The sequence below is a fragment of the Campylobacter concisus genome, assembly GCF_003048405.1.
Classification (GTDB): Bacteria; Campylobacterota; Campylobacteria; order Campylobacterales; family Campylobacteraceae; genus Campylobacter_A; species Campylobacter_A concisus_Q.
This window is the reverse complement of record NZ_PIQS01000001.1, coordinates 352,487-371,561: the sequence shown is the minus strand read 5'-3', so window position 1 is coordinate 371,561 and position 19,075 is coordinate 352,487. Positions and strand designations below refer to the sequence as shown.

Here is a 19,075-nt window from a genome sequence, read left to right as displayed (position 1 = left end):
CTAAAAATTTAAAAATTTATATCACTATTTAGACATTTTGGACAAAAATGCAAGGCAAGTTTTAATCACTTTTTTGTATAATCTAGCGCAATAAAAGGAGATCATATGCTAAAAAAACAAGCCGATACTATAAGATTTTTGTGCGCTGACATGGTGCAAAACGCTAACAGCGGACACCCAGGCGCACCTATGGGTCTAGCTGATATTATGGTGGTTTTAAGCAACTTTTTAAAACACAATCCAAAAAATCCAAAATGGCTAAATAGAGATAGGCTCGTTTTTAGCGGTGGTCACGCTTCAAGTTTGGTTTATAGCTTCTTGCACCTAAGCGGCTACGATTTAAGCCTTGATGAGCTTAAAAATTTTCGACAACTTGGCTCAAACACTCCAGGACACCCAGAAATTCACACTCCAGGCGTTGAGGTTGCTACTGGCCCACTTGGCCAAGGTATAGCAAATGCAGTTGGCCTAGCTATGGCAGAAAAATACGCTGCAAACGTGCTAAATGAACCAGACAATAAAATAATCGATCATAAAATTTACTGCCTTTGCGGCGACGGCGATCTTGAAGAGGGTATAAGCTACGAGGCATGTTCGGTAGCCGGAAATTTAAGACTAGATAACCTTGTGCTCATTTACGACTCAAATAACATTACGATCGAGGGCGACACGGCGATAGCTTTTAGTGAGGATGTAAAAGCGAGGTTTGAGGCGCAGGGCTGGGAGGTCGCGCGTATCGATGGACACGATTATGACCAGATCGAATTTGCACTAGAGCAGGCAAACGAGAAAGAGTCGCCATATCTTATCATCGCAAATACACGCATAGCACGTGGTGCAATGGAGCTTGAAGGCAGCCACCACAGCCACGGCGCCCCACTTGGCGAAGAGATCATCAAAAAGGCAAAGGCTGCAGCTGGTTTTGATCCCGAGAAGAAATTTGCCATTGACGAGGACGTGCTTTTAAGGTTTAGAGGCGCAGTTGAAAAGGGCGATCTTGAAGAAGCGATGTGGAACAAAAAGGTTGAGGCACTAAGCATTGAAGGCAAAAATTTACTAAACTCGCTTCTTAATCCAGACTTTAGTAAGATCGAATTCCCTGACTTTAGCGACAAAAAGCTAGCCACAAGAGATACAAACCATGTCATTTTAAATGAGATAGCTAAAAAACTACCTGGCTTTATCGGCGGTAGCGCTGACTTAGCTCCTTCAAATAAGACTGAGCTAAAGGGTATGGGCGACTTTCCAAATGGCAAAAATATCCACTACGGCATCAGAGAGCACGCTATGGCGGCCATCAACAACGGTATCGCCAGATATGGCCTTTTCTTGCCATTTTCAGCGACATTTTTCATCTTCAGCGACTATCTAAAGCCAAGTGCGAGGATAGCAGCGCTAATGGCCATAAAACACTTTTTTGTCTTCACGCACGATAGTATCGGCGTTGGCGAAGATGGTCCGACGCACCAGCCTATCGAACAGCTTAGCACATTTAGAGCGATGCCAAATTTCTACACTTTCCGCCCAGCTGATGGCAACGAAAATGCAGCTAGCTGGAAAGTGGCTCTAAATTTAAACGCTCCAAGTGCCTTTGTGCTTAGCCGTCAAGGGCTTGATCCACTTGCAAAAGGCGAATTTGGAGAGGTGAGTAACGGCGCATATCTTTTAAGCTCGTCAAAAGATGCGAAGATCACATTTATAGCAAGCGGTAGCGAGGTCTCACTCTGTGTAAAAGCAGCTGAAATTCTTGGCGAACAAGGCATTGGTGCAAACATCGTGTCAGCTCCTTGTTTTGACCTACTTTGCGAGCAGCCAGATGAATACGTGGCTAAAATTTTAGATAAAAATACAACCATCATCGCAGTTGAAGCTGCAACTGGCTTTGAGTGGTATAAATTTGCCGACGCGGTTTATGGCATGAACAGCTTTGGTGCCAGCGGCAAGGCAAATGAGCTATTTGATCACTTCGGATTTACTCCGCAAAAGCTTGCAAATTTTGCTAGCGAACTTATATAAGTTTAATCTTGGGGAGTAAAATCCCCAACTGCAATCTAAAATCAAAAAAGGCATTTTATGGAAATTTCTCACGTTATTGTTTTGGCCTTGGTGCAAGGTATAAGCGAATTTTTGCCGATATCTAGCTCGGCTCATCTTATCTTGGTGCCAAAGCTACTTGGCTGGCCAGATCAAGGTCTTGCTTTTGACGTGGCAGTGCACGTTGGTACGCTAAGTGCGATACTTTTTTATTTTAAAGATACGATTTTTAAGCTACTTCGTGACTTTTTTGCCTCAATCGCACAAAGAAAGATGGTGGGCGATAGCTTGCTTGTCTGGTGCGTGGGATTTGCTACCATTCCAGTTGGGATCTTTGGGCTTTTATTTAACAACATTATCGAAGAATACGCAAGAAGTGGCGTTGTGATCGCTATTACTACGATCGTCTTTGGCATAGCACTTTACTTTGCTGATCTTCGCTCGACAAATAAAAGCGAATATGAAATGACCATAAAATTTGCACTTATTATCGGCCTTGCCCAGGCCGTAGCGCTCATTCCTGGCGTCTCAAGATCAGGCATAACGATGACGGCAGCCTTATTTTTAGGTTTTAGCCACAAGGGAAGTGCGAATTTCTCATTTTTGATGTCGATCCCAGTCATCATCCTAGCCGGCGGACTTGAGAGCATCAAGCTTATAAAAGATCCAAACGCTTTGCCATGGAGCGACATCGCCCTTGGTGTCATTATAAGTGCAGTTAGCGCTTATCTTTGCGTTAAGCTATTTATGGGTATCATCTCAAGGATCAGGATGCTGCCCTTTGTCATCTACCGCTTGATCTTGGGAGCATTTTTACTTTATCTATTTTTGTGATTTTAAAGCTTTAGAAAGTAAAAGCCAAGTGTGGAGAAATTTTTTACACTTGGCAAGAATATTTAGCGTGAGTATCTTTCAGGAAAAATTTCAAGATAAGCTTGATAATTTAATCCTCTTTTTTATCTTTTTTAATAACATTTAACAGATCTTTTGCGGCTTGATAAGCCCTATCTCCAAATTTCTTGGCTTCTGATTTGATGTCAATTTGTTTGATGTCTTCAAATTTTTCATTGGCTTTCTTCTCAAGATTAGCGATCTCTTGTTTGATCTCTTCGATTTTATCGTTTGTATCAAAATTTAGTTTTAGCTTTTTGCTCTTGTCATTTAGCTCTTGCTTTAAGGCTTCAAATTTATTATTTGCCTCACTCATAAGCTTTGCCATGCCGTTTGACTTTAGCTCTTCTATCCTTGAAATAATCTGCTCTCTTGCTTGATCGCTAATGCGTTTAAATTTTGCTAGGTTTGTATCTAGCTCGCTATTTATCACATTTTCGATCTCATGTCTTGCTACACCTTCAAATTCCTTTTCAAGCTCCCTAAGCAAGGATATAAATTCTTCATCAATATTTTTTAAATTTAGTAGTTGTGAGTTTAGCCTAAGCTCGTCTGGAGCAAATTTCGCCTCATCTTTTAGCTTTTCTATGGCTCTTAAAATGCCATCTCTTGTACCACTTATCGCTCCACTTATCAACTCTTTTGCAAAGATATGACCCTCGTCTGCTAAATTTGCTGCTGCTATGATGATGTTTTTTGAAATTTCAAGTATCCGCTCTTTGCTAAACTCTCCTCCAATTATCGCAACATAGGTCATATTTTTAGCTATCGCACCAGCTGTTTCCTCGACATCTTTTGCACCTTCAAGAGTTGTCAAAAATGCAATCTGAGCGCTCTCTTTTAAGATACCAAGAAGCCTTGTTTCTCTAATGATCGCATTATTTAAAAGTTCTAAAATTTCCTCTTTTTCACTAAAATTTCTATCTTTTACGACTTCTTCAGCTGCTTCAAATGAAATTTTGAGCCTATTTTTTATCTCTTCACGTTTTGCTTCTATTGCACGGTTTAGCTCATCTTTTTTATCAAGTAGCTCGTAAAGTGCCTTTTCCTCAGTACCGACAATGGCTTGATTTATTCCCTCCATGGCACTTTTTAGATTTTTTGCATTTATGAGATCTTCTTTGTTCATCTTGTCATAAAGCTCGTTCATTTTAGCCTTTAAAATTTCTGGCAAAGCATTTATATCTTTGTTTGCAGTATCTTGAAAGAAGTTATTGCAAAGAGCTTTTATGCTTATTAATAAGCCATCGCTGCTTTTATAATCATGTAAATTTTGTTCTAAATTGTTCATATCTTTTACCTTATAAAACGTATTTTGCTTCGTGTTTTAGTACTGAAAATATCTCTAGCCTCTCTTCTTCGCTCAAAACTAGTACGGCTAGGTCATAGCTTGCGTACTTTTTATCTTTGCTAAATTTTGAAAAGACTAGCTTAAATTCTCTATCTTTTACTATCTCTTTTACCTTTTCTTCTGCATTGACATCTGCATCAAATATTATTTTATATTCCCAATGTGTTGGGTAATCAATTTTTGCTTTTTTGTTATTTAGATCGCATATACTCGCCACTTTTTCCTCCTGTCTTACTCTCTAATACGATATTACTTATTTCCATGCTTTTATCTATAGCTTTTACCATATCATAAATCGTTAAAAGCCCCACACTAACGCCAGTTAATGCCTCCATCTCAACGCCCGTTTTACCTTCTATTTTTACACTCACATAAAGCTTAAAAGCACAAATTTCAGATAGCTCTTCGATATCACAATCCACACCTAAAATAGCTAGTGGATGGCACATCGGAATTAGTTCGCTTGTCTTTTTCGCACCCATTATCGCAGCGACAACGGCTGTTTGGATGACCGGACCTTTTTTGCCGGTATTTTCTTTGATCGCTCTAAAAGCCTCTTTGCTCATCTTGATGATCCCGCTAGCAGTTGCTACTCTTTTTGTAGGATCTTTTGGGCTTACATCAACCATTTTTGGACGATCTTTCTCATCTAAATGTGTTAGCATTATCTCTCCTTTTTTGGCGGATTATAGCTTATTTAAACAAATTTAAATTACCAATGGCTTTAAGCTAAAAATATATCAAACACATAAAATTTTGGCTTTTGCTTAAATGCTAAAGATTTCTCATTACTTAATATAATTATTTAATTTAAATAATTTTCTTAAGAAATAATTCAAATTTAAATTTTTATGCAAATTAGTACTAAAAATAAGCGATTCAATAGATAATAAATTTTATTAAAGTCATATTAGTATTGATTAAATCATAATGTCTATATAATGTAAATAATAAAATTTAAAAAAATTTATTGATATTTTTCTTTAAAAGCTTAAAAAAATAAATTAATCGCTAATTTGCTTTTAAGAGTTAAGTATGTATAGTTTTTTTACTTATTAAATTTATGATGAAAGTGCCTTGGATTATGAGATTTCTGCTTTGTATAAGTTTGTTTTTGATAACAGCTTTTGCCCAGCAATTAGGCTGCTTTATTAATGAAAGCAATCAAAGCATCGTTTTTATAAAAGATGGACAGATTAAAAATTTGGATCTAAAAGATACGATTTATAAAAATCAAGAATGCGGAAATGATGGAGAATCCTTTTATATCGCAAATTTAAACAATGAGATTATTGAAGTGGCAAATGAGAGAAATTTCTTATTTGCTATGCCAAATGTTGGCTGTAAAATTTCACAAATTGTGGCAATTAAAAATAAAATTTACGTAGCTTGCGATATGGCAAATGAAGTCAGCATAGGCGTTTTTGATAAAAATCTAAATAAACTTTTAACTAAAAATTATAAAGATGTTTATAAAATTTCAAGCCTTTTGCCAATTGATGACGAGCTATTTTTTACAAGCTTTAATGGCAAAGCATTTTTGCTTGATAAAGAGCTTAATTTAAAAGAGAAAAAGCGTGTTGGCTTTGCTCCACTTAGTGCCTGTAAATTTAAAGGGAATGATATTTTGCTTGGCTTTAGAGATGGAGAAATTTTAGATTTTAAAACTGGAATCAAAAAGCAAGTTTTAAAATCTAAAATTTCAGCTCTTGCGTGTATGGAGGATGAAATTTTTATAGGCGATGGGGATGGGGTAGTCTATAAATTTGACAAAGATCTTAAGTTAAAAGGACAAAAGGCTCTTTTTAATAATGAGATAAAAAGAATTTTTATAGATAAAGGCGTCCTAAATGGCGTAAATTTAGACAATGAGATAAAGAGTTTAGAGATAAATTCATTTTAAAAAGGAGAGTAAATGCAAAAGTTATTTTGTGTCGCAAGTGCTGCGTTGCTTGGGCTATCTTTAACGACTGCTTGTGCTGCTAGTAGTGACCTTGAAAAAGTCATGAAAGAGCGTGGGCTAAGCGAAAAAGATGTTCTTGCCGCTGCTAAAACTTATCAGCCTAGCGGTAAAAAAGATGATTTCATCGTCTTTTCATCTGGCGGGCAAAGCGGTCAAGTGCTAGTTTATGGCGTTCCGTCGATGAGAATTTATAAATACATCGGCGTTTTCACACCAGAGCCTTGGCAAGGATATGGCTATGACGATGAGTCAAAAGCTGTTTTAAAACAAGGCAACATCAGAGGCAAAGAGATAACATGGGGCGATACACACCACCCAAATTTCAGTGAGAAAAATGGTGAGTATGTTGGTGATTATCTATTTATCAACGATAAGGCTAACCCAAGAATCGCAGTTATAAATTTGCATGACTTTGAGACAACTCAAATCGTTGTAAACCCTATCATGAAGAGTGAGCACGGCGGTAGCTTCATCACTCCAAATAGCGAGTATGTTATCGAAGCTAGCCAATATGCAGCTCCACTTGATAACAACTATCACTCAATAGACGACTATGAAGCAGTCTATAGAGGTGCTGTAACATTTTGGAAATTTGACTATCCAAAAGGTAAGATCGACGAGAAAGAGTCATTTTCTCTTGAGCTTCCACCATACTGGCAAGATCTAAGTGATGCTGGTAAAGGCGAGAGCTACGGCTGGGGCTTTACAAACTCAATAAATACTGAGATGTATACTGGCGGTATCGAAAAAGGTCTTCCTCCATTTGAAGCAGGCGCAAGTAGAAATGACACTGACTTCTTACACGTTTATAACTGGAAAATTTTAGAAAAACTCGCACAAGACAAGAAAAACTACAAAGTTATAAATGGCCACAAGGTAGTTACAATAGACGCTGCTGTAAAAGCTGGTGCGCTATTTTTGATCCCAGAGTCAAAGAGCCCACACGGTTGTGACGTAAGCCCAGATGGTAGATACATAATTATTGGCGGTAAGCTTGATACTCACACATCAGTTTATGACTTTAGAAAGATCAAAGAGCTAATCGACAAAAAAGAGTATGCTGGCACTGACCCATACGGAATTCCTATCTTAGATAGAGAAAAGTCAATGCACGGACAAGTCGAACTTGGCCTTGGACCACTGCATACATCATTTGACTCACAAGATGGCGTACTTTATACTTCACTTTACGTTGATAGTCAAATCGTAAAATGGGACTATAAAAATTTAAAAGTGCTTGATAAGATAAATGTTCACTACAATATCGGCCACCTTGATACAATGGAAGGCAAATCAGCAAAACCAGTTGGCAAATATGCAATCGCTCTTGATAAACTTTCAATCGATCGCTTTAGCCCAGTTGGCCCACTTCATCCACAAAATCACCAGCTAATAGACATCACTGGTGCAAAAATGGATCTAATCTATGATATGCCAATACCACTTGGCGAGCCACACGATGTTGTTTCAATAGCTGCTAGTAAACTAAGTCCAGCGCTTACCTACAACATGGGTACAAACTCAAGAACAGGCGAGGCTAGCCCATATGCAACTCTAGCTGGTCAAGAAAGAGTTGAAAGAAACGGCAAAAATGTAACTGTCTATGCGACAATGATCAGAAGCCATATCAACCCAGAGCACATTGAGGTAAATAAAGGTGATAATGTAACAATTCACTTAACAAACCTAGAGCGCGCTCAAGACGAGACTCACGGCTTTGGCATCGACCTTTACAACATTCACGCTTCACTAGAGCCTGGCAAAACTGCTTCAGTAAATTTCGTAGCTGATATGGAAGGTGTCTTCCCATACTACTGCACCGAGTTTTGCTCAGCGCTTCACCTAGAGATGATGGGTTATTTACTTGTTAAAGATCCAAGTAAAAAATATGAATCTGCAAAAAATAACAAGCTAAAAACTCTAAGCCCAGAAGCTTTAAAAGCCGAATACGACAAAGTAATCGCAACTAATAAGGCAACTGACGATGTTATCCAAGAGGTTGTTAAATACCTAAAAGAGAAACATTATGAGAAATATCCAAAGGTAAAAGCTTTAGTTGATGACGCACTTGATCAATATGGTCACATCAAAGAGGTAAAAGCTAAAGCTGACGAAGCTTATAAAAAAGGCGACGTAAACGGCGCTATCCTTTGGGAGTACCAAGTATGGCAATACATGGTTAAAACAGCTGACGTTGGCTTAAGAGCTAAAAATAACCTAGCTAAAGAGATCGCAACTCCGATGAGCCCAGCTGCTGCAAAAGGTGAAGAGGCTTATCTAAAAGGCGGTTGTAATGGTTGCCACGTTATCGGTCAAGTAAGCTCAGGTCCAGACCTAACAGGCGTTTTACTAAGACATGAAAATGGCGAAAAATGGGTAGCAGAATTTATCAAAGATCCTGCTAAGTTCTATAATGACGACTACATTAAATCAATGATTGATTACTTTAACCTTAGAATGCCAAATCAGCATATGAGTGATGAAGAGATCAAAAATATCATCGAATACCTAAAATGGGTAGATGAAAACGCTGGTATGTAGTTTTGAAAGGGGCATTTTGCCCCTTTTTAAATTTTAAAATTTAACTCTTTTGAGTGAAATTTTAAAATTTAAAGGAGAGATCATGAGTAAATATAAAATTTATACCATTGTTGCACTTGTCTTAATGACTGTTTGTTTTACTTTGCCTGTTCTTGGTTGGCACGGAGCAAAAGAGCGTATAGCTGATGGTGATGAACTACCATCTTATACTTACGGTATCTATAATCTTTATAGCTCATTTCAGTATAAAAATCACCTTTTATCAAAAGATGTAGCAAGCGATCTTCATAAGATGATCGAGCAAAAAGCAGAGATTGGTACGCCATCTTTTCCTATCTGGTACGTCTCTCTTGAAGCTCCAAATTATCCAAAATCAGCCTTTCCTGATGGAATTCCTGTATATTTTCACGTAGATGGATATAGTGGCGACGTACATGAGATGAATACGATAAATCACTATATCGGTATGTATCCTATGGAGCATGGTGGAAATTTAGAGCGAGCGATAGCGCCTTATTATTTGCTTATTTCAATGCTTTGTATGCTTGCATTTTTATATTACAACGGCAAATTTAACTCGCTTCTTATGGTTCCAACCATTATCGCGCCTGTGCTATTTATGAGTGCATTTGCAGGATGGCTTTACTGGTATGGACACAATATGCAAGAGTGGGGTGCATTTAAGATTAAACCATTTATGCCAACAGTTTTAGGCGATGGTAGCGTTGCGCAATTTACAACGCACTCTTATCCAAGTATCGGATTTTGGGTTATGATCGCTATGAGTGCATTTTGCATACTTGCAGTATTTTCAAAGAAAAAAGAGCTAAATGCGTAAAATTTTTATTTTTGCCCTTGCTTTCTTGCCTATTTTTAGCTCTGCAAATATACTTCAAGATGCAATAAACAACGCTAGCCCTGGCGATGTTATAAAGCTAGGAGACGGTATCTATGAAGGAAGCATAACTATAAATAAGCCGCTTAGTATCGTTGGTGAGGGCAAAAATGCTCACATAAAAGGAAATGGTAAAGGCACAGTCGTAAAGATTATTGCCTCAAATGTTACGCTTAGAAATTTAAAGATAAGTGGTAGCGGAAATGACCTTGGTGAGCTAGATGCTGGCATTGGCTGTGATAAAGCAAATAATGTCTTGGTTACGCAAAATGACTTGAGTGATGTGCTTTTTGGGATTGATTTTAAAGAGTGCAGTAGCTCAAAGATCACTGAAAATAACATCACTTCTAAAAAAGGGGCCAGTCTTGGCTTTAGAGGTGATGCGGTTAGACTCTGGTATAGCCATGAAAATTTAATCGAGGGCAATTATGTTTATGATAGCCGCGATATGGTTGCATGGTATGCAAGTCACAATAAATTTTTAAAAAATAAAGCGATTCGCGGTAGATACTCGCTTCACTTTATGTATGCAAATCAAAATTTAGTAGAAAATAACGAATTTACTGGTAATGCGGTTGGTATGTTTTTTATGTACTCAGCTGCCTCAAATATAAAAAATAATCTTGTTATGGATAGTGATGGCGCTTTTGGTATTGGCATTGGTCTAAAAGATGTCTCAAATTTTACTATCGAAAATAATACGCTTATCTATAATGCGAGAGGAATTTTGCTTGATAACTCGCCTTTTCAGCCAGGCTCAACGATAAATTTCTTAGGCAATAAAATTTTACACAACGTAGTTGGCGTATATTTTCACGCTACTCAGGGGACAAGCATATTTGAAAATAATGATTTTATAGGCAATATGGATATCGTTGCAAACGATACTCCAGGTGATAAAATGGCATTAAATCGGTGGAGTAAAAATTATTATGATGAGTATGAGAGCTTTGATAGAGATAAAGATGGCTATGGCGATACGCCGTTTATGCATCTATCGTATGCCGATCAGCTTTGGCAGTATTATCCGAATTTGCAGTTTTTCTATGGTTCAAGTGTCTTTAGTATCTTAAATTTTTTAGCCAAACTCGCGCCATTTTCTGAGCCAGTAAAGCTACTTGAAGATAGCACGCCAAGGATAAAACCACTTGATGCTTCAAATTTTAACGCGTTAAAGGCAAAACGTGGATAGAAGAAAATTTATAATCTTAGGCTCAGTCGCAGCTGCCGCAGGATATGGCATAGGTAAAATTTTGCCAAAAAGTAGCGGCGATAAACTCTATCTTAGACCACCAGGCGCGGTTGATGACTTTGATGATCTTTGTGTTAAATGTGGTCAGTGTGTGCAGGTATGCCCTTATCACAGTATAAGTTTGCTTGATATAAAAGATGGATATTCAAATGGTACAGCATACATCGATCCTAAAAAGAGAGGTTGCTATTTATGTGATCTTTTCCCATGTGTGCTCGCCTGTCCAAGTGGTGCGTTAGATCATGCTACAAAAGTTGTTGATGATGTGAAAATGGGCGTTGCTGTCTTGAGTAATGCAAATGCCTGTATGTGCCTAAAAAGAGAAAAGCTAAGCGAAGATAGCGTTGAAGATTTGCTTGTTCGCAAAGTTTATAACGATAGAGAAGAGGCAGAAAAAGATAAGATAAAAGGCAAAATCGGTCAAATTTGTGACCTTTGTGTCAGTATTTGCCCAGTTGGCGATAGTGCAATAGTAATGAGTGAAGCAAATTTACCACTCATAAAGCATGGCTGTGTTGGGTGTGGGGTGTGTGCTGAGGTTTGTCCTGTAAAAATTATAAATATTGCCCCAAAAATGAGTTATGATGAAATTTATAAGGAGAAAGAATGAGATTAATAATGTCTTTAGTGGCTGCTGCTTTGCTATTTGTCGGCTGTGAAAAGAGCGATGACAAAGCGCAAAAAGCAGCTAGCGAGCAACCAATAAATGTAGCCACGAGTGCTAGCATAAAGGTTGAAAAAAAAGAAAATAATCAAAGTACAAATAAACAAAATGATTTCATAAAATACGATATGCACGGCGAAAAGAGCGTAAAATTTGGACTTGAAGATAATAACGTAAGCCGTCAAATCGGTGCTTTAGTAATGGTAAGAACCCCTCTTCAAACTATAAATTTAAGACTTATAAAGGGCAGACTTAGCAAAAATTTCATTACAAAATGTTCAGCTTGTCACGATGATTACGCAAATGGCATCATCGGGCCATCACTTTTAACAAAAAGTGAAAATGAAATTTATACAATGATAAATGCTTATAAAAATAAAGAAAAAGTCAATGTTTTAATGCGAGACCTTGTTAAAAAAATGGATGATAGTGAAATCAGAAATTTAGCTAAAGAAATCAGTGATTTTAATACACAATTTAGGAGCAAATAATGAAAGTAGGAAAGATTATAACCATTATTTTAGCAGTAGCAATTTGCGGTATCATGGTGTTTATGTTAAGCCAGACTCCGCCTAAAAAGGAAAAAGTAGCAACTAATGCTCAGCCAAAAGTAGAGCAAAATTTTACAAAAGAACAGCCAAAGTCTAGTGAAGAATTTGCCAGCGAAGATGAGCTAAAAAAGGTAAAAGAGCTAAGTCTAAGTGTGGCTAAAGTACACAATGAAGGCGTTAGCAAACAGTATCTAACAACTTGTGCTCCGTGTCATGGTGCAAATGCAAAAGGCGTCGTAGCTCCTGATATAACGCATCTAAGTAAGGATGAATTACTTAAAAAGCTGGCTGATTATAAAGCTGGCAAAGTGCAAAACTCACTTATGAAAGGGCTACTTACAAATGTTAGTGATAGCGAGCTTGAAAGCCTTGCAGATGAAATTTCTAAATTTAAAAAGTAAAAATGGACAAATATAACACTCGTGCGACGATTAGAAATGTAAGCTTTCTAAGCACGTTAATCACAACTACAAAAGATGGCAAGAAGCGTCCTAGCATACGTTTTTGGCGTATTTTTACCATCGTTTTAGTTCATCTTTTATTTGTGCTTTCATATAGAGTTGATATACAAATTTTAGAAGGCGACATCAGTGCGTCAAGGATATTTGGTTTTCACTTGGCAGATGCTTTTATGAGCTTGCAAGTTTTTCTGGCGACGCATGAAATCCATGTAAATTTAATAATTGGCTCACTTAGTATCTTGGCCTTTTATATCATTTTTGGCGGTAGAGGCTTTTGCTCTTGGATCTGTCCATATTCATTAATAAGCGAAATAGCTGAGAAGATCCATGAAAATTTGCGTGCTAAAAAGATAGTAAAGCCACGAGTTTTTGACACAAAGTGGCGATATGTTTTCACCATTTTATTTTTAACCCTTAGCTTTGCTAGTGCAAGCCTTACATTTGAAATTTTTAATGTTGTTGGGATTTTTTCAAGATTTATTATCTATGGCTATTTTCATGCTATTTGGTTCGTTGTAGCCATGCTTATGGTTGAAATTTTCTTCTCACGCAGAGCTTGGTGCAGGTATGTCTGTCCTATTGGAGCTACTTACTCAGTGTTAGCTAAACCAAATGCCATAAAAGTTAGCTGGGATAAAGAAAGGTGCGATCACTGCTTAGTTTGCACTGATGTTTGTCTAGTGCCTCACGTACTTTTTATGACAAAAAAAGGGGCAAAGCTTGACGAGAGCAAAAATATCTTTAGGATAGCTGGTGCTGATTGTACACTTTGTGGTAGGTGTATTGATGTGTGTCATCAAGATGCACTGAAATTTGACAACGGCTTTAAAAAACTCATATAAGGAAAATTTTTGATAGATATAAAAGAAGTAACGAAAATTTTTGGCTCGCAAAAGATACTTGATGGTGTTAGCCTAAATGTAAAATCTGGCGAAAAAATAGCAATACTTGGACAAAATGGAGCTGGCAAAAGCTCGCTCATGCGTATCATTTTAGGCGAGTTTATCCCAAATAGTGGAAGTATCGCGATAAATGGCGTAAATACTCTAAAAGATAGAAAAGGGGCTTTGAAATTTATCTCATTTGTGCCACAAACCCCACCACCGCTTAAATTTAATCTACGCGAGCTTTGTGAGTTTGTTTGTAAAAGCTCAAATGTCAAATTTGAAGATATTGAGAAATTTAGCAAACTTTTGGAGCTTGATCTGCATGCAAATTTAAATAAACCATTTTATAAGCTCTCTGGTGGCATGAAACAAAAGATGCTAATAGCCATCGCATTTGCTAAGGATAGTGAAATTTTGATGTTTGATGAGCCAACGGCAAATCTTGACGTGAAAGCAAGGCTTTCTTTTAAAAATTTACTTGATAACTTCACGCAAAACAAAACACTTGTTTTTATTTCGCACCGTATTGATGAGATAGCAAATTTATTAGATAGATGCGTCTATATGGACCTTGGTAAGATCATCAAAGAAGAAAATTTAAGGAGCAAGAGTGAATAATCTTTTTTTAATAGCAAAGCTTGATGTAAAAGAGTCTTTTCGCTCAAGATGGTTTGTGATATATGCTGCGCTTTTTTCTGCTTTGATGATAGGATTTTTATTTAGCGGTGTGACTGACTCACGTGTGCTTGGCTTTTCTGGGCTTACTAGAGCACTACTTTTGTTTATTCAAATTTGCGTCATCATTGTGCCTATTTTTATTCTCATCTCAACCGTAAGAAGCATAAATCAAGATAGAGATACAAATTTGCTTGAATACATCCTTAGCTTCCCACTAAGCCTTAGAGAGTATTACTTTGGCAAGGCACTGGGCCGTACATTTGTTGTTTTTGTACCACTTTTGTTTGCTCTTTTGCTTTGCGTGATCGTCGGTTTTATAAAAGGTGTTGCGATACCTTGGAGTGTATTAACGCTTTATTTTGGGCTACTTTTTAGCTTAAGTATCATTTTTCTATCGCTTGGATTTTTTATCTCAAGCGTGATTAAAAATCAAGAGACAGGCCAAGGCGTGGCGTTTTTACTTTGGCTTATAATGCTTGCATTTATCGATCTAGCATTAATTGGACTTCTTATGCGAAGTTCAGTCGATGAGTACGTTATTTACGCTATTGCTATACTAAATCCGATAGAGCTTTTCAGGATAGCAGCACTTAGTCTTTTTGATCCAAATTTAGCAGTTATCGGTACTGCATCTTATTTTATTTTAAGCACCTTTCCAAAGGCGACATTTGTAGCTTATGCGATTATTTATCCGCTCTTATTAGGCATTATTTTGCTAGTTTGTGGCTATTTTGCCTTTAGCAAAAAAGATTTGGTTTGAGATTGTTTTTTGTTAAAGAAAAGTTGGTTTTAAATTTAGACGAAACTTGTATTATTCCACTTGTCCAACAAGAAACCTCCTTTTTGTAATAGCTCCCTTTCCCCCAAAGGGAGCTAACTTCTTCCAAGGAAATTTATGAAAAAATCCATTTTATTTTTAGCATTTGCTCTTATATCTTTGAATGCAAACTGGGATATAAATATGCAAGAGTGTATTAATAAAAGCAATATTGAAGCTTGCGAGAGTTTTGCTAAAAAGCTTTCAAGTGAGTGTGAGAATAAAGATAAAATTTCTTGCTTTATCTATGCAGATATGCTAGGACGCGGCCTTGCCGCAGAAAAAGATACGCAAAAATCTTTTGAGATATTTAAATCGCTCTGTGACGATGGTAGTAGTGAAGCTTGCTATGAGCTAGCGACAAAGTATCTTCAAGGAAATGGCACTGAGCAAAGCTTTGATCTTTCTGCAAATGCTCTTAATAAAGCTTGCAAGATGGGCAGTAAGCGAGCTTGCAATGTATTAGAGCTTGTACCTAAAAATTAGCCTAATTTTATGCTTGTACTAATTAAAAGAAATTTCTTAAATATAGCTTTTTTAAAGTTAAATTTACTTTAGTATTACTTGGAATTTCTTTTTTATTAACTAAAAATTTTATTAAAATTTATGCTTAAATAATACTATTTCATCGTCCTGAATGGACCCTCCTTTTTGTAACTGATAAGTCTTTGCTTCCCCCTTTTCTGGCTTTTCGTATACACAAAGAGGAGTTGTTTATTCTTTTAAAAATCAAATCTATTTATTTTTTTCAATTTACATTCTATAAGAATTTTTCTTTTTGAAATTATAATTGATAATAGTTTTAAATATTATCAAAGTAAATTTTGTGTAAAATTGCGAGGCATTATCAAAATCTACTACTAAAAGGCTTTAAAACAAAGTGAAATTTCTAAATCAAAAAATTTTTTATAAATTGCACACTTATTTATCTCTTTTATTTTTCATTCCACTTGCAGTAGTTTGTTTTAGCGGTGCGATCCTTGTTTATAAAGATGAGCTAAACAGCTTTCTTGCCCCAAATGTCGTAAATGTAAATTTAAACAAAGAAAATTTAAACAAAAGGATTAGCTTTGATGAGCTAAGAGATATCATTGCAAGCGAGCTTGGCGGCTACGAGATGGTTGGCATCAACATCGATGCAAACCCTAAAAAATGTGACAAAATTTGGTTAATCGAGCACAATGACAGCCAAAAGGAGTGGAAATTTATCTATTTTGATGCTTTTAGCGGTAAGATAAAGAGCGAGCCACTCGCACATGATGAGGGATTTTTTGGAGTTTTAACAGAGCTTCATGAGTCGCTATTTCTAGAAAAGAGCGGTCACGTTATCCTTACTTTAACCGCTATTTTTACGTTTTTTATCTGCATAAGCGGTTTTGTGATTTATAGAAAATTTTGGCTGACACTACTTAAGCTTCGTGTAAATAGGCTAAATGTTTTTATGAGTGACATTCATAAAATGATAGGAATTTTTTCTACACCTATTTTACTACTCATTTGCATAAGTGGTGTTTGGTGGGAATTTCAAATGGCACGCATGCCAGAGTTTAAAAATGACTTCGTTATAGATGCAAAAATTTATAACAAAAGCCTATCTCTTGACGAGCTGGTAGCCCACTCAAAAAATGATCTTGCTGGCTTTGAGCCACACTTCATCTCACTGCCTTTTATGCAAGGAGCAAACATACGCCTTTTTGGCTATGTAAAAGATCAAAATTTCTTACATAACGAATATTCAAGCATATTAACTTACGATAAAGATAACGGCGAATTAGTAAGCATTTTGGACATAAAAAATGCAAATCTAAGTGAAGAAATTCTCTCAGCATTTAGAAAATCGCACTTTGGCAACTACAACCAAATCACAAAATTTATCTGGTTTTTGGTTGGTATTTCACCGCTTATTTTAAGTATTTCAGGGCTTTATTTGTGGATTAAAAGAAATTTTAAAAGGAGAAAAAATGAAAAAATTTTAATTAGTTTGGTTGCATTAAATTTGATGCAACCTCAAATTTTTGCTAGCCAAAGCGATAAAATTTTAGAGGCAATCGATGTCGTAGAAAGCGAGCGAAGAGACGATGCAAACTACTTTGCAAAAGAGCTTGTAAAGAGCACAACTAGGCTAAATTTAACCTCTCGTCAAACGCCCCAGTCGCTAACTGTGCTAACAGAGGCTAGGCTAAAAGATCAAGGCATCAAGGACTATCAGGTGCTTCTTAGAAATACCCCTGGCATTACGCTAAATAAAATGGATGAGCGCGTATATCCGACAGCCCGTGGCTTTGAGATAGATTATTGCTTGCTTGATTCGATGCCTAGCCTTGGTAGCTTTAGTCTTGCTACAAATGATATGAGCTTGCTACCTTATGAGAGAGTTGAGGTGGTAAAAGGGGCAAATGGCCTACTTGCAGGTGCTGGAAATCCAGCTGCAAGCTTAAATTTCATAAGAAAAAGGGCGGACTTAAAAGAGCTAAAAGGGAATTTTGGTGTAAGCGCTGGATCATACGATAGATACGGCGTAAATGGTGATGTGCAAACGCCAGTAAATGAGAGTGGAAGCGTTAGAGCAAGACTCTCTTTTATGCATGAGAAGTCGCACTCTTATATGGATTATTACAACCGCAAAAATAGCGCGATTTACGGTGTCGTAGATAGCGATATAGGCGATAGCTCATGGCTTAGCCTTGGTGCATTTTATCAAGAGCTAAAACGCCACGGGGTTAGATGGGGTGGCATGCCAGCATTTTATACAGATGGCTCTAGGACAAATTTTAGTAAAAATGAAATCTTCTCTCAGCCTTGGACGAGGTGGGATATAAAAACACTTGATTTTTACGCTGATTTTAAGCACTACTTTGAAAATGAAGCGAGTTTAAATTTAAGCTACTCGTTTAGACGAGCAAACACTGACTCAAATCTACTTTACTACGGCGGAGCGGTAAATTTAGACGGTACTGGCAATATAAACGATCTTAGCGTTTATGCAAACAAAAGAGAGGAGAATATCCACAACGTAGATGCATACGCAAATATCCCTTACGAGCTAGCAAATTTATCTCATGAGTTTGTCTTTGGTGCTATGTATAACAACTACAAAAAAAGTAGCGATAAGGTAAGTAGCTACTGGCTGCAAAAGACCACGCCAGCTGGACTTGCTTATACAGCTAGAAGCAGGATAGATTTTAAAAATTTACACCTCGATGATCCAAAATTCCCTTACGAAGATCAAAATAACAAAGACAAAACGATACAAAAGGCATTTTATGCGTCAAATAAATTTTCACTTACTGATGAGCTAAAGCTCTTGCTTGGAGCTAGGGTGAGCTACTACAAATACGAGATAGAGGGTGGTAAAGACAATAGAAATTTCACAAATGAGATCACGCCATATCTTGGCGTCACTTACTACATCACAGCAAACCACACTCTATATGCTAGCTACACGAGTATATTTAAACCTCAAAACGTAAAGGGCGCAAATGACAAGTATCTTGATCCGATCCAAGGCAAGGACTATGAAGTGGGCATCAAAGGCGAGTATTTTGACGGGGCGCTTCAAGCAAGTCTTGGCGTATTTAAGATCGTGCAAGACAAGCTTGGCATAGATACTGGCAAAATAAATCCAGCGACAAATGCCTACATATATGAATCTAGCAAAGGCGTGACAAGTAAGGGTGTCGAGCTAGATCTAAATGGCGAGATCGCCAAAGGCTTAAGTCTAAGCTTTGGTGCAACGCACTTTAACGCAAAAGATGCCAAAGGCGAGAAATATGCCACCGACTCATCAAGAAGCACGGCAAATTTATTTGCAAAGTATGAGATCAGAGACTTTAGAGTAGGAGCTGGCGCTATGTATAAGAGTAAAATTTACACTGGCAAAGGCGCAAGAGAGATCACTCAAAAGGGCTATACTTTGGCTAATTTAATGCTTGGTTATAAATTTGCTAAAAACTTTGACGTACAGCTAAATATTGATAATCTCTTTAACAAAAAATACTACGAGGGCATCGGTCCAACCAAGATGGTTTATGGTGATCCACGCACATTTAATCTCAGTTTTAACTATAAGTTTTAGCTAAATTTACTCTAA

Annotated in this window: 17 protein-coding genes and 1 pseudogene; 15 read left to right on the top strand and 3 right to left on the bottom strand. The window is 37.0% G+C overall.

Features of this window, described 5'->3' with window-relative positions:
* Nucleotides 1-105: 105 nt before the first annotated feature.
* Entirely contained in the window at nt 106-2,016 is a 1,911-nt protein-coding gene (gene tkt / locus CVT18_RS02005) for a transketolase (protein WP_103628595.1), read from the top strand.
* Nucleotides 2,017-2,073: 57 nt separating this feature from the next.
* The gene (locus CVT18_RS02000; protein ID WP_087577491.1) at nt 2,074-2,868 is read left to right on the top strand and encodes an undecaprenyl-diphosphate phosphatase; all 795 of its coding nucleotides are present in this window, start codon (nt 2,074-2,076) and stop codon (nt 2,866-2,868) included.
* Between the two features lie 109 nt (nt 2,869-2,977).
* Here the strand turns inward: CVT18_RS02000 and CVT18_RS01995 are convergent, their stop codons facing one another.
* From CVT18_RS01995 to moaC, 3 genes are read right to left on the bottom strand one after another with little or no spacing between them, the layout of a single operon-like run.
* Nucleotides 2,978-4,216, bottom strand: coding sequence for a hypothetical protein (locus tag CVT18_RS01995; protein WP_107824184.1), 1,239 nt, complete (start codon nt 4,214-4,216; stop codon nt 2,978-2,980).
* A 10-nt stretch (nt 4,217-4,226) separates the two neighbouring features.
* Nucleotides 4,227-4,493 carry a DUF493 domain-containing protein gene (locus tag CVT18_RS01990; RefSeq protein ID WP_103628593.1) on the bottom strand — a complete coding sequence of 89 codons (267 nt, stop codon included), beginning with the start codon at nt 4,491-4,493 and terminating at the stop codon, nt 4,227-4,229.
* Nucleotides 4,468-4,944, bottom strand: coding sequence for a cyclic pyranopterin monophosphate synthase MoaC (gene moaC, locus CVT18_RS01985; RefSeq protein WP_178140250.1), 477 nt, complete (start codon nt 4,942-4,944; stop codon nt 4,468-4,470). The genes CVT18_RS01990 and moaC overlap by 26 nt, the downstream gene beginning before the upstream one ends.
* 416 nt (nt 4,945-5,360) lie before the next feature.
* Between moaC and CVT18_RS01980 the strand changes: the two genes are divergently transcribed.
* The 13 genes and pseudogenes from CVT18_RS01980 (at nt 5,361) to CVT18_RS10250 (ending at nt 19,060) form a co-directional block, all read left to right on the top strand.
* Entirely contained in the window at nt 5,361-6,179 is an 819-nt protein-coding gene (locus CVT18_RS01980; protein ID WP_103628591.1) for an ATP-dependent protease, read from the top strand.
* A 12-nt stretch (nt 6,180-6,191) separates the two neighbouring features.
* Nucleotides 6,192-8,780: a Sec-dependent nitrous-oxide reductase gene (gene nosZ / locus CVT18_RS01975; RefSeq protein WP_107824183.1), complete on the top strand. Its 2,589-nt coding sequence runs from the start codon at nt 6,192-6,194 to the stop codon at nt 8,778-8,780.
* Nucleotides 8,781-8,862: 82 nt separating this feature from the next.
* Nucleotides 8,863-9,618 carry a cytochrome C gene (locus CVT18_RS01970; protein ID WP_103628589.1) on the top strand — a complete coding sequence of 252 codons (756 nt, stop codon included), beginning with the start codon at nt 8,863-8,865 and terminating at the stop codon, nt 9,616-9,618.
* Nucleotides 9,611-10,867 carry a nitrous oxide reductase family maturation protein NosD gene (locus CVT18_RS01965; RefSeq protein WP_103628588.1) on the top strand — a complete coding sequence of 419 codons (1,257 nt, stop codon included), beginning with the start codon at nt 9,611-9,613 and terminating at the stop codon, nt 10,865-10,867. The genes CVT18_RS01970 and CVT18_RS01965 overlap by 8 nt, the downstream gene beginning before the upstream one ends.
* Nucleotides 10,860-11,537 carry a 4Fe-4S dicluster domain-containing protein gene (locus CVT18_RS01960; RefSeq protein ID WP_084041224.1) on the top strand — a complete coding sequence of 226 codons (678 nt, stop codon included), beginning with the start codon at nt 10,860-10,862 and terminating at the stop codon, nt 11,535-11,537. The genes CVT18_RS01965 and CVT18_RS01960 overlap by 8 nt, the downstream gene beginning before the upstream one ends.
* The gene (locus tag CVT18_RS01955) at nt 11,534-12,082 is read left to right on the top strand and encodes a c-type cytochrome (protein WP_103604539.1); all 549 of its coding nucleotides are present in this window, start codon (nt 11,534-11,536) and stop codon (nt 12,080-12,082) included. The genes CVT18_RS01960 and CVT18_RS01955 overlap by 4 nt, the downstream gene beginning before the upstream one ends.
* Nucleotides 12,082-12,543 (top strand): c-type cytochrome, encoded by a 462-nt coding sequence (locus tag CVT18_RS01950; protein WP_084109871.1) that lies wholly within the window; start codon nt 12,082-12,084, stop codon nt 12,541-12,543. The genes CVT18_RS01955 and CVT18_RS01950 overlap by 1 nt, the downstream gene beginning before the upstream one ends.
* A 2-nt stretch (nt 12,544-12,545) precedes the next feature.
* Entirely contained in the window at nt 12,546-13,445 is a 900-nt protein-coding gene (locus tag CVT18_RS01945; RefSeq protein ID WP_085658493.1) for a NapH/MauN family ferredoxin-type protein, read from the top strand.
* Between the two features lie 9 nt (nt 13,446-13,454).
* Complete coding sequence (locus CVT18_RS01940) at nt 13,455-14,108, top strand: ABC transporter ATP-binding protein (protein ID WP_103628587.1); 654 nt, start codon at nt 13,455-13,457, stop codon at nt 14,106-14,108.
* Nucleotides 14,101-14,928 carry an ABC transporter permease gene (locus tag CVT18_RS01935; RefSeq protein WP_103589143.1) on the top strand — a complete coding sequence of 276 codons (828 nt, stop codon included), beginning with the start codon at nt 14,101-14,103 and terminating at the stop codon, nt 14,926-14,928. The genes CVT18_RS01940 and CVT18_RS01935 overlap by 8 nt, the downstream gene beginning before the upstream one ends.
* 135 nt (nt 14,929-15,063) lie before the next feature.
* Nucleotides 15,064-15,471: a tetratricopeptide repeat protein gene (locus CVT18_RS01930; protein WP_103628586.1), complete on the top strand. Its 408-nt coding sequence runs from the start codon at nt 15,064-15,066 to the stop codon at nt 15,469-15,471.
* 394 nt (nt 15,472-15,865) lie between these two features.
* A pseudogene (locus tag CVT18_RS10255) lies at nt 15,866-16,915 on the top strand (PepSY-associated TM helix domain-containing protein); the annotation flags it as partial.
* A gap of 69 nt (nt 16,916-16,984) precedes the next feature.
* Nucleotides 16,985-19,060 (top strand): TonB-dependent siderophore receptor, encoded by a 2,076-nt coding sequence (locus CVT18_RS10250; protein WP_199907361.1) that lies wholly within the window; start codon nt 16,985-16,987, stop codon nt 19,058-19,060.
* Nucleotides 19,061-19,075 lie beyond the last annotated feature (15 nt).

Bases quoted from the DNA above. Each gene is read 5' to 3' on its own strand.
- CVT18_RS10250 (WP_199907361.1), top strand. From the start codon at position 16,985: ATGCAACCTCAAATTTTTGCTAGCCAAAGCGATAAAATTTTAGAGGCA.
- CVT18_RS01980 (WP_103628591.1), top strand. From the start codon at position 5,361: ATGAGATTTCTGCTTTGTATAAGTTTGTTTTTGATAACAGCTTTTGCC.
- CVT18_RS01945 (WP_085658493.1), top strand. From the start codon at position 12,546: ATGGACAAATATAACACTCGTGCGACGATTAGAAATGTAAGCTTTCTA.
- nosZ (WP_107824183.1), top strand. From the start codon at position 6,192: ATGCAAAAGTTATTTTGTGTCGCAAGTGCTGCGTTGCTTGGGCTATCT.
- CVT18_RS02000 (WP_087577491.1), top strand. From the start codon at position 2,074: ATGGAAATTTCTCACGTTATTGTTTTGGCCTTGGTGCAAGGTATAAGC.
- tkt (WP_103628595.1), top strand. From the start codon at position 106: ATGCTAAAAAAACAAGCCGATACTATAAGATTTTTGTGCGCTGACATG.
- CVT18_RS01930 (WP_103628586.1), top strand. From the start codon at position 15,064: ATGAAAAAATCCATTTTATTTTTAGCATTTGCTCTTATATCTTTGAAT.
- CVT18_RS01970 (WP_103628589.1), top strand. From the start codon at position 8,863: ATGAGTAAATATAAAATTTATACCATTGTTGCACTTGTCTTAATGACT.
- CVT18_RS01965 (WP_103628588.1), top strand. From the start codon at position 9,611: ATGCGTAAAATTTTTATTTTTGCCCTTGCTTTCTTGCCTATTTTTAGC.
- CVT18_RS01950 (WP_084109871.1), top strand. From the start codon at position 12,082: ATGAAAGTAGGAAAGATTATAACCATTATTTTAGCAGTAGCAATTTGC.
- CVT18_RS01955 (WP_103604539.1), top strand. From the start codon at position 11,534: ATGAGATTAATAATGTCTTTAGTGGCTGCTGCTTTGCTATTTGTCGGC.
- CVT18_RS01995 (WP_107824184.1), bottom strand. From the start codon at position 4,216: ATGAACAATTTAGAACAAAATTTACATGATTATAAAAGCAGCGATGGC.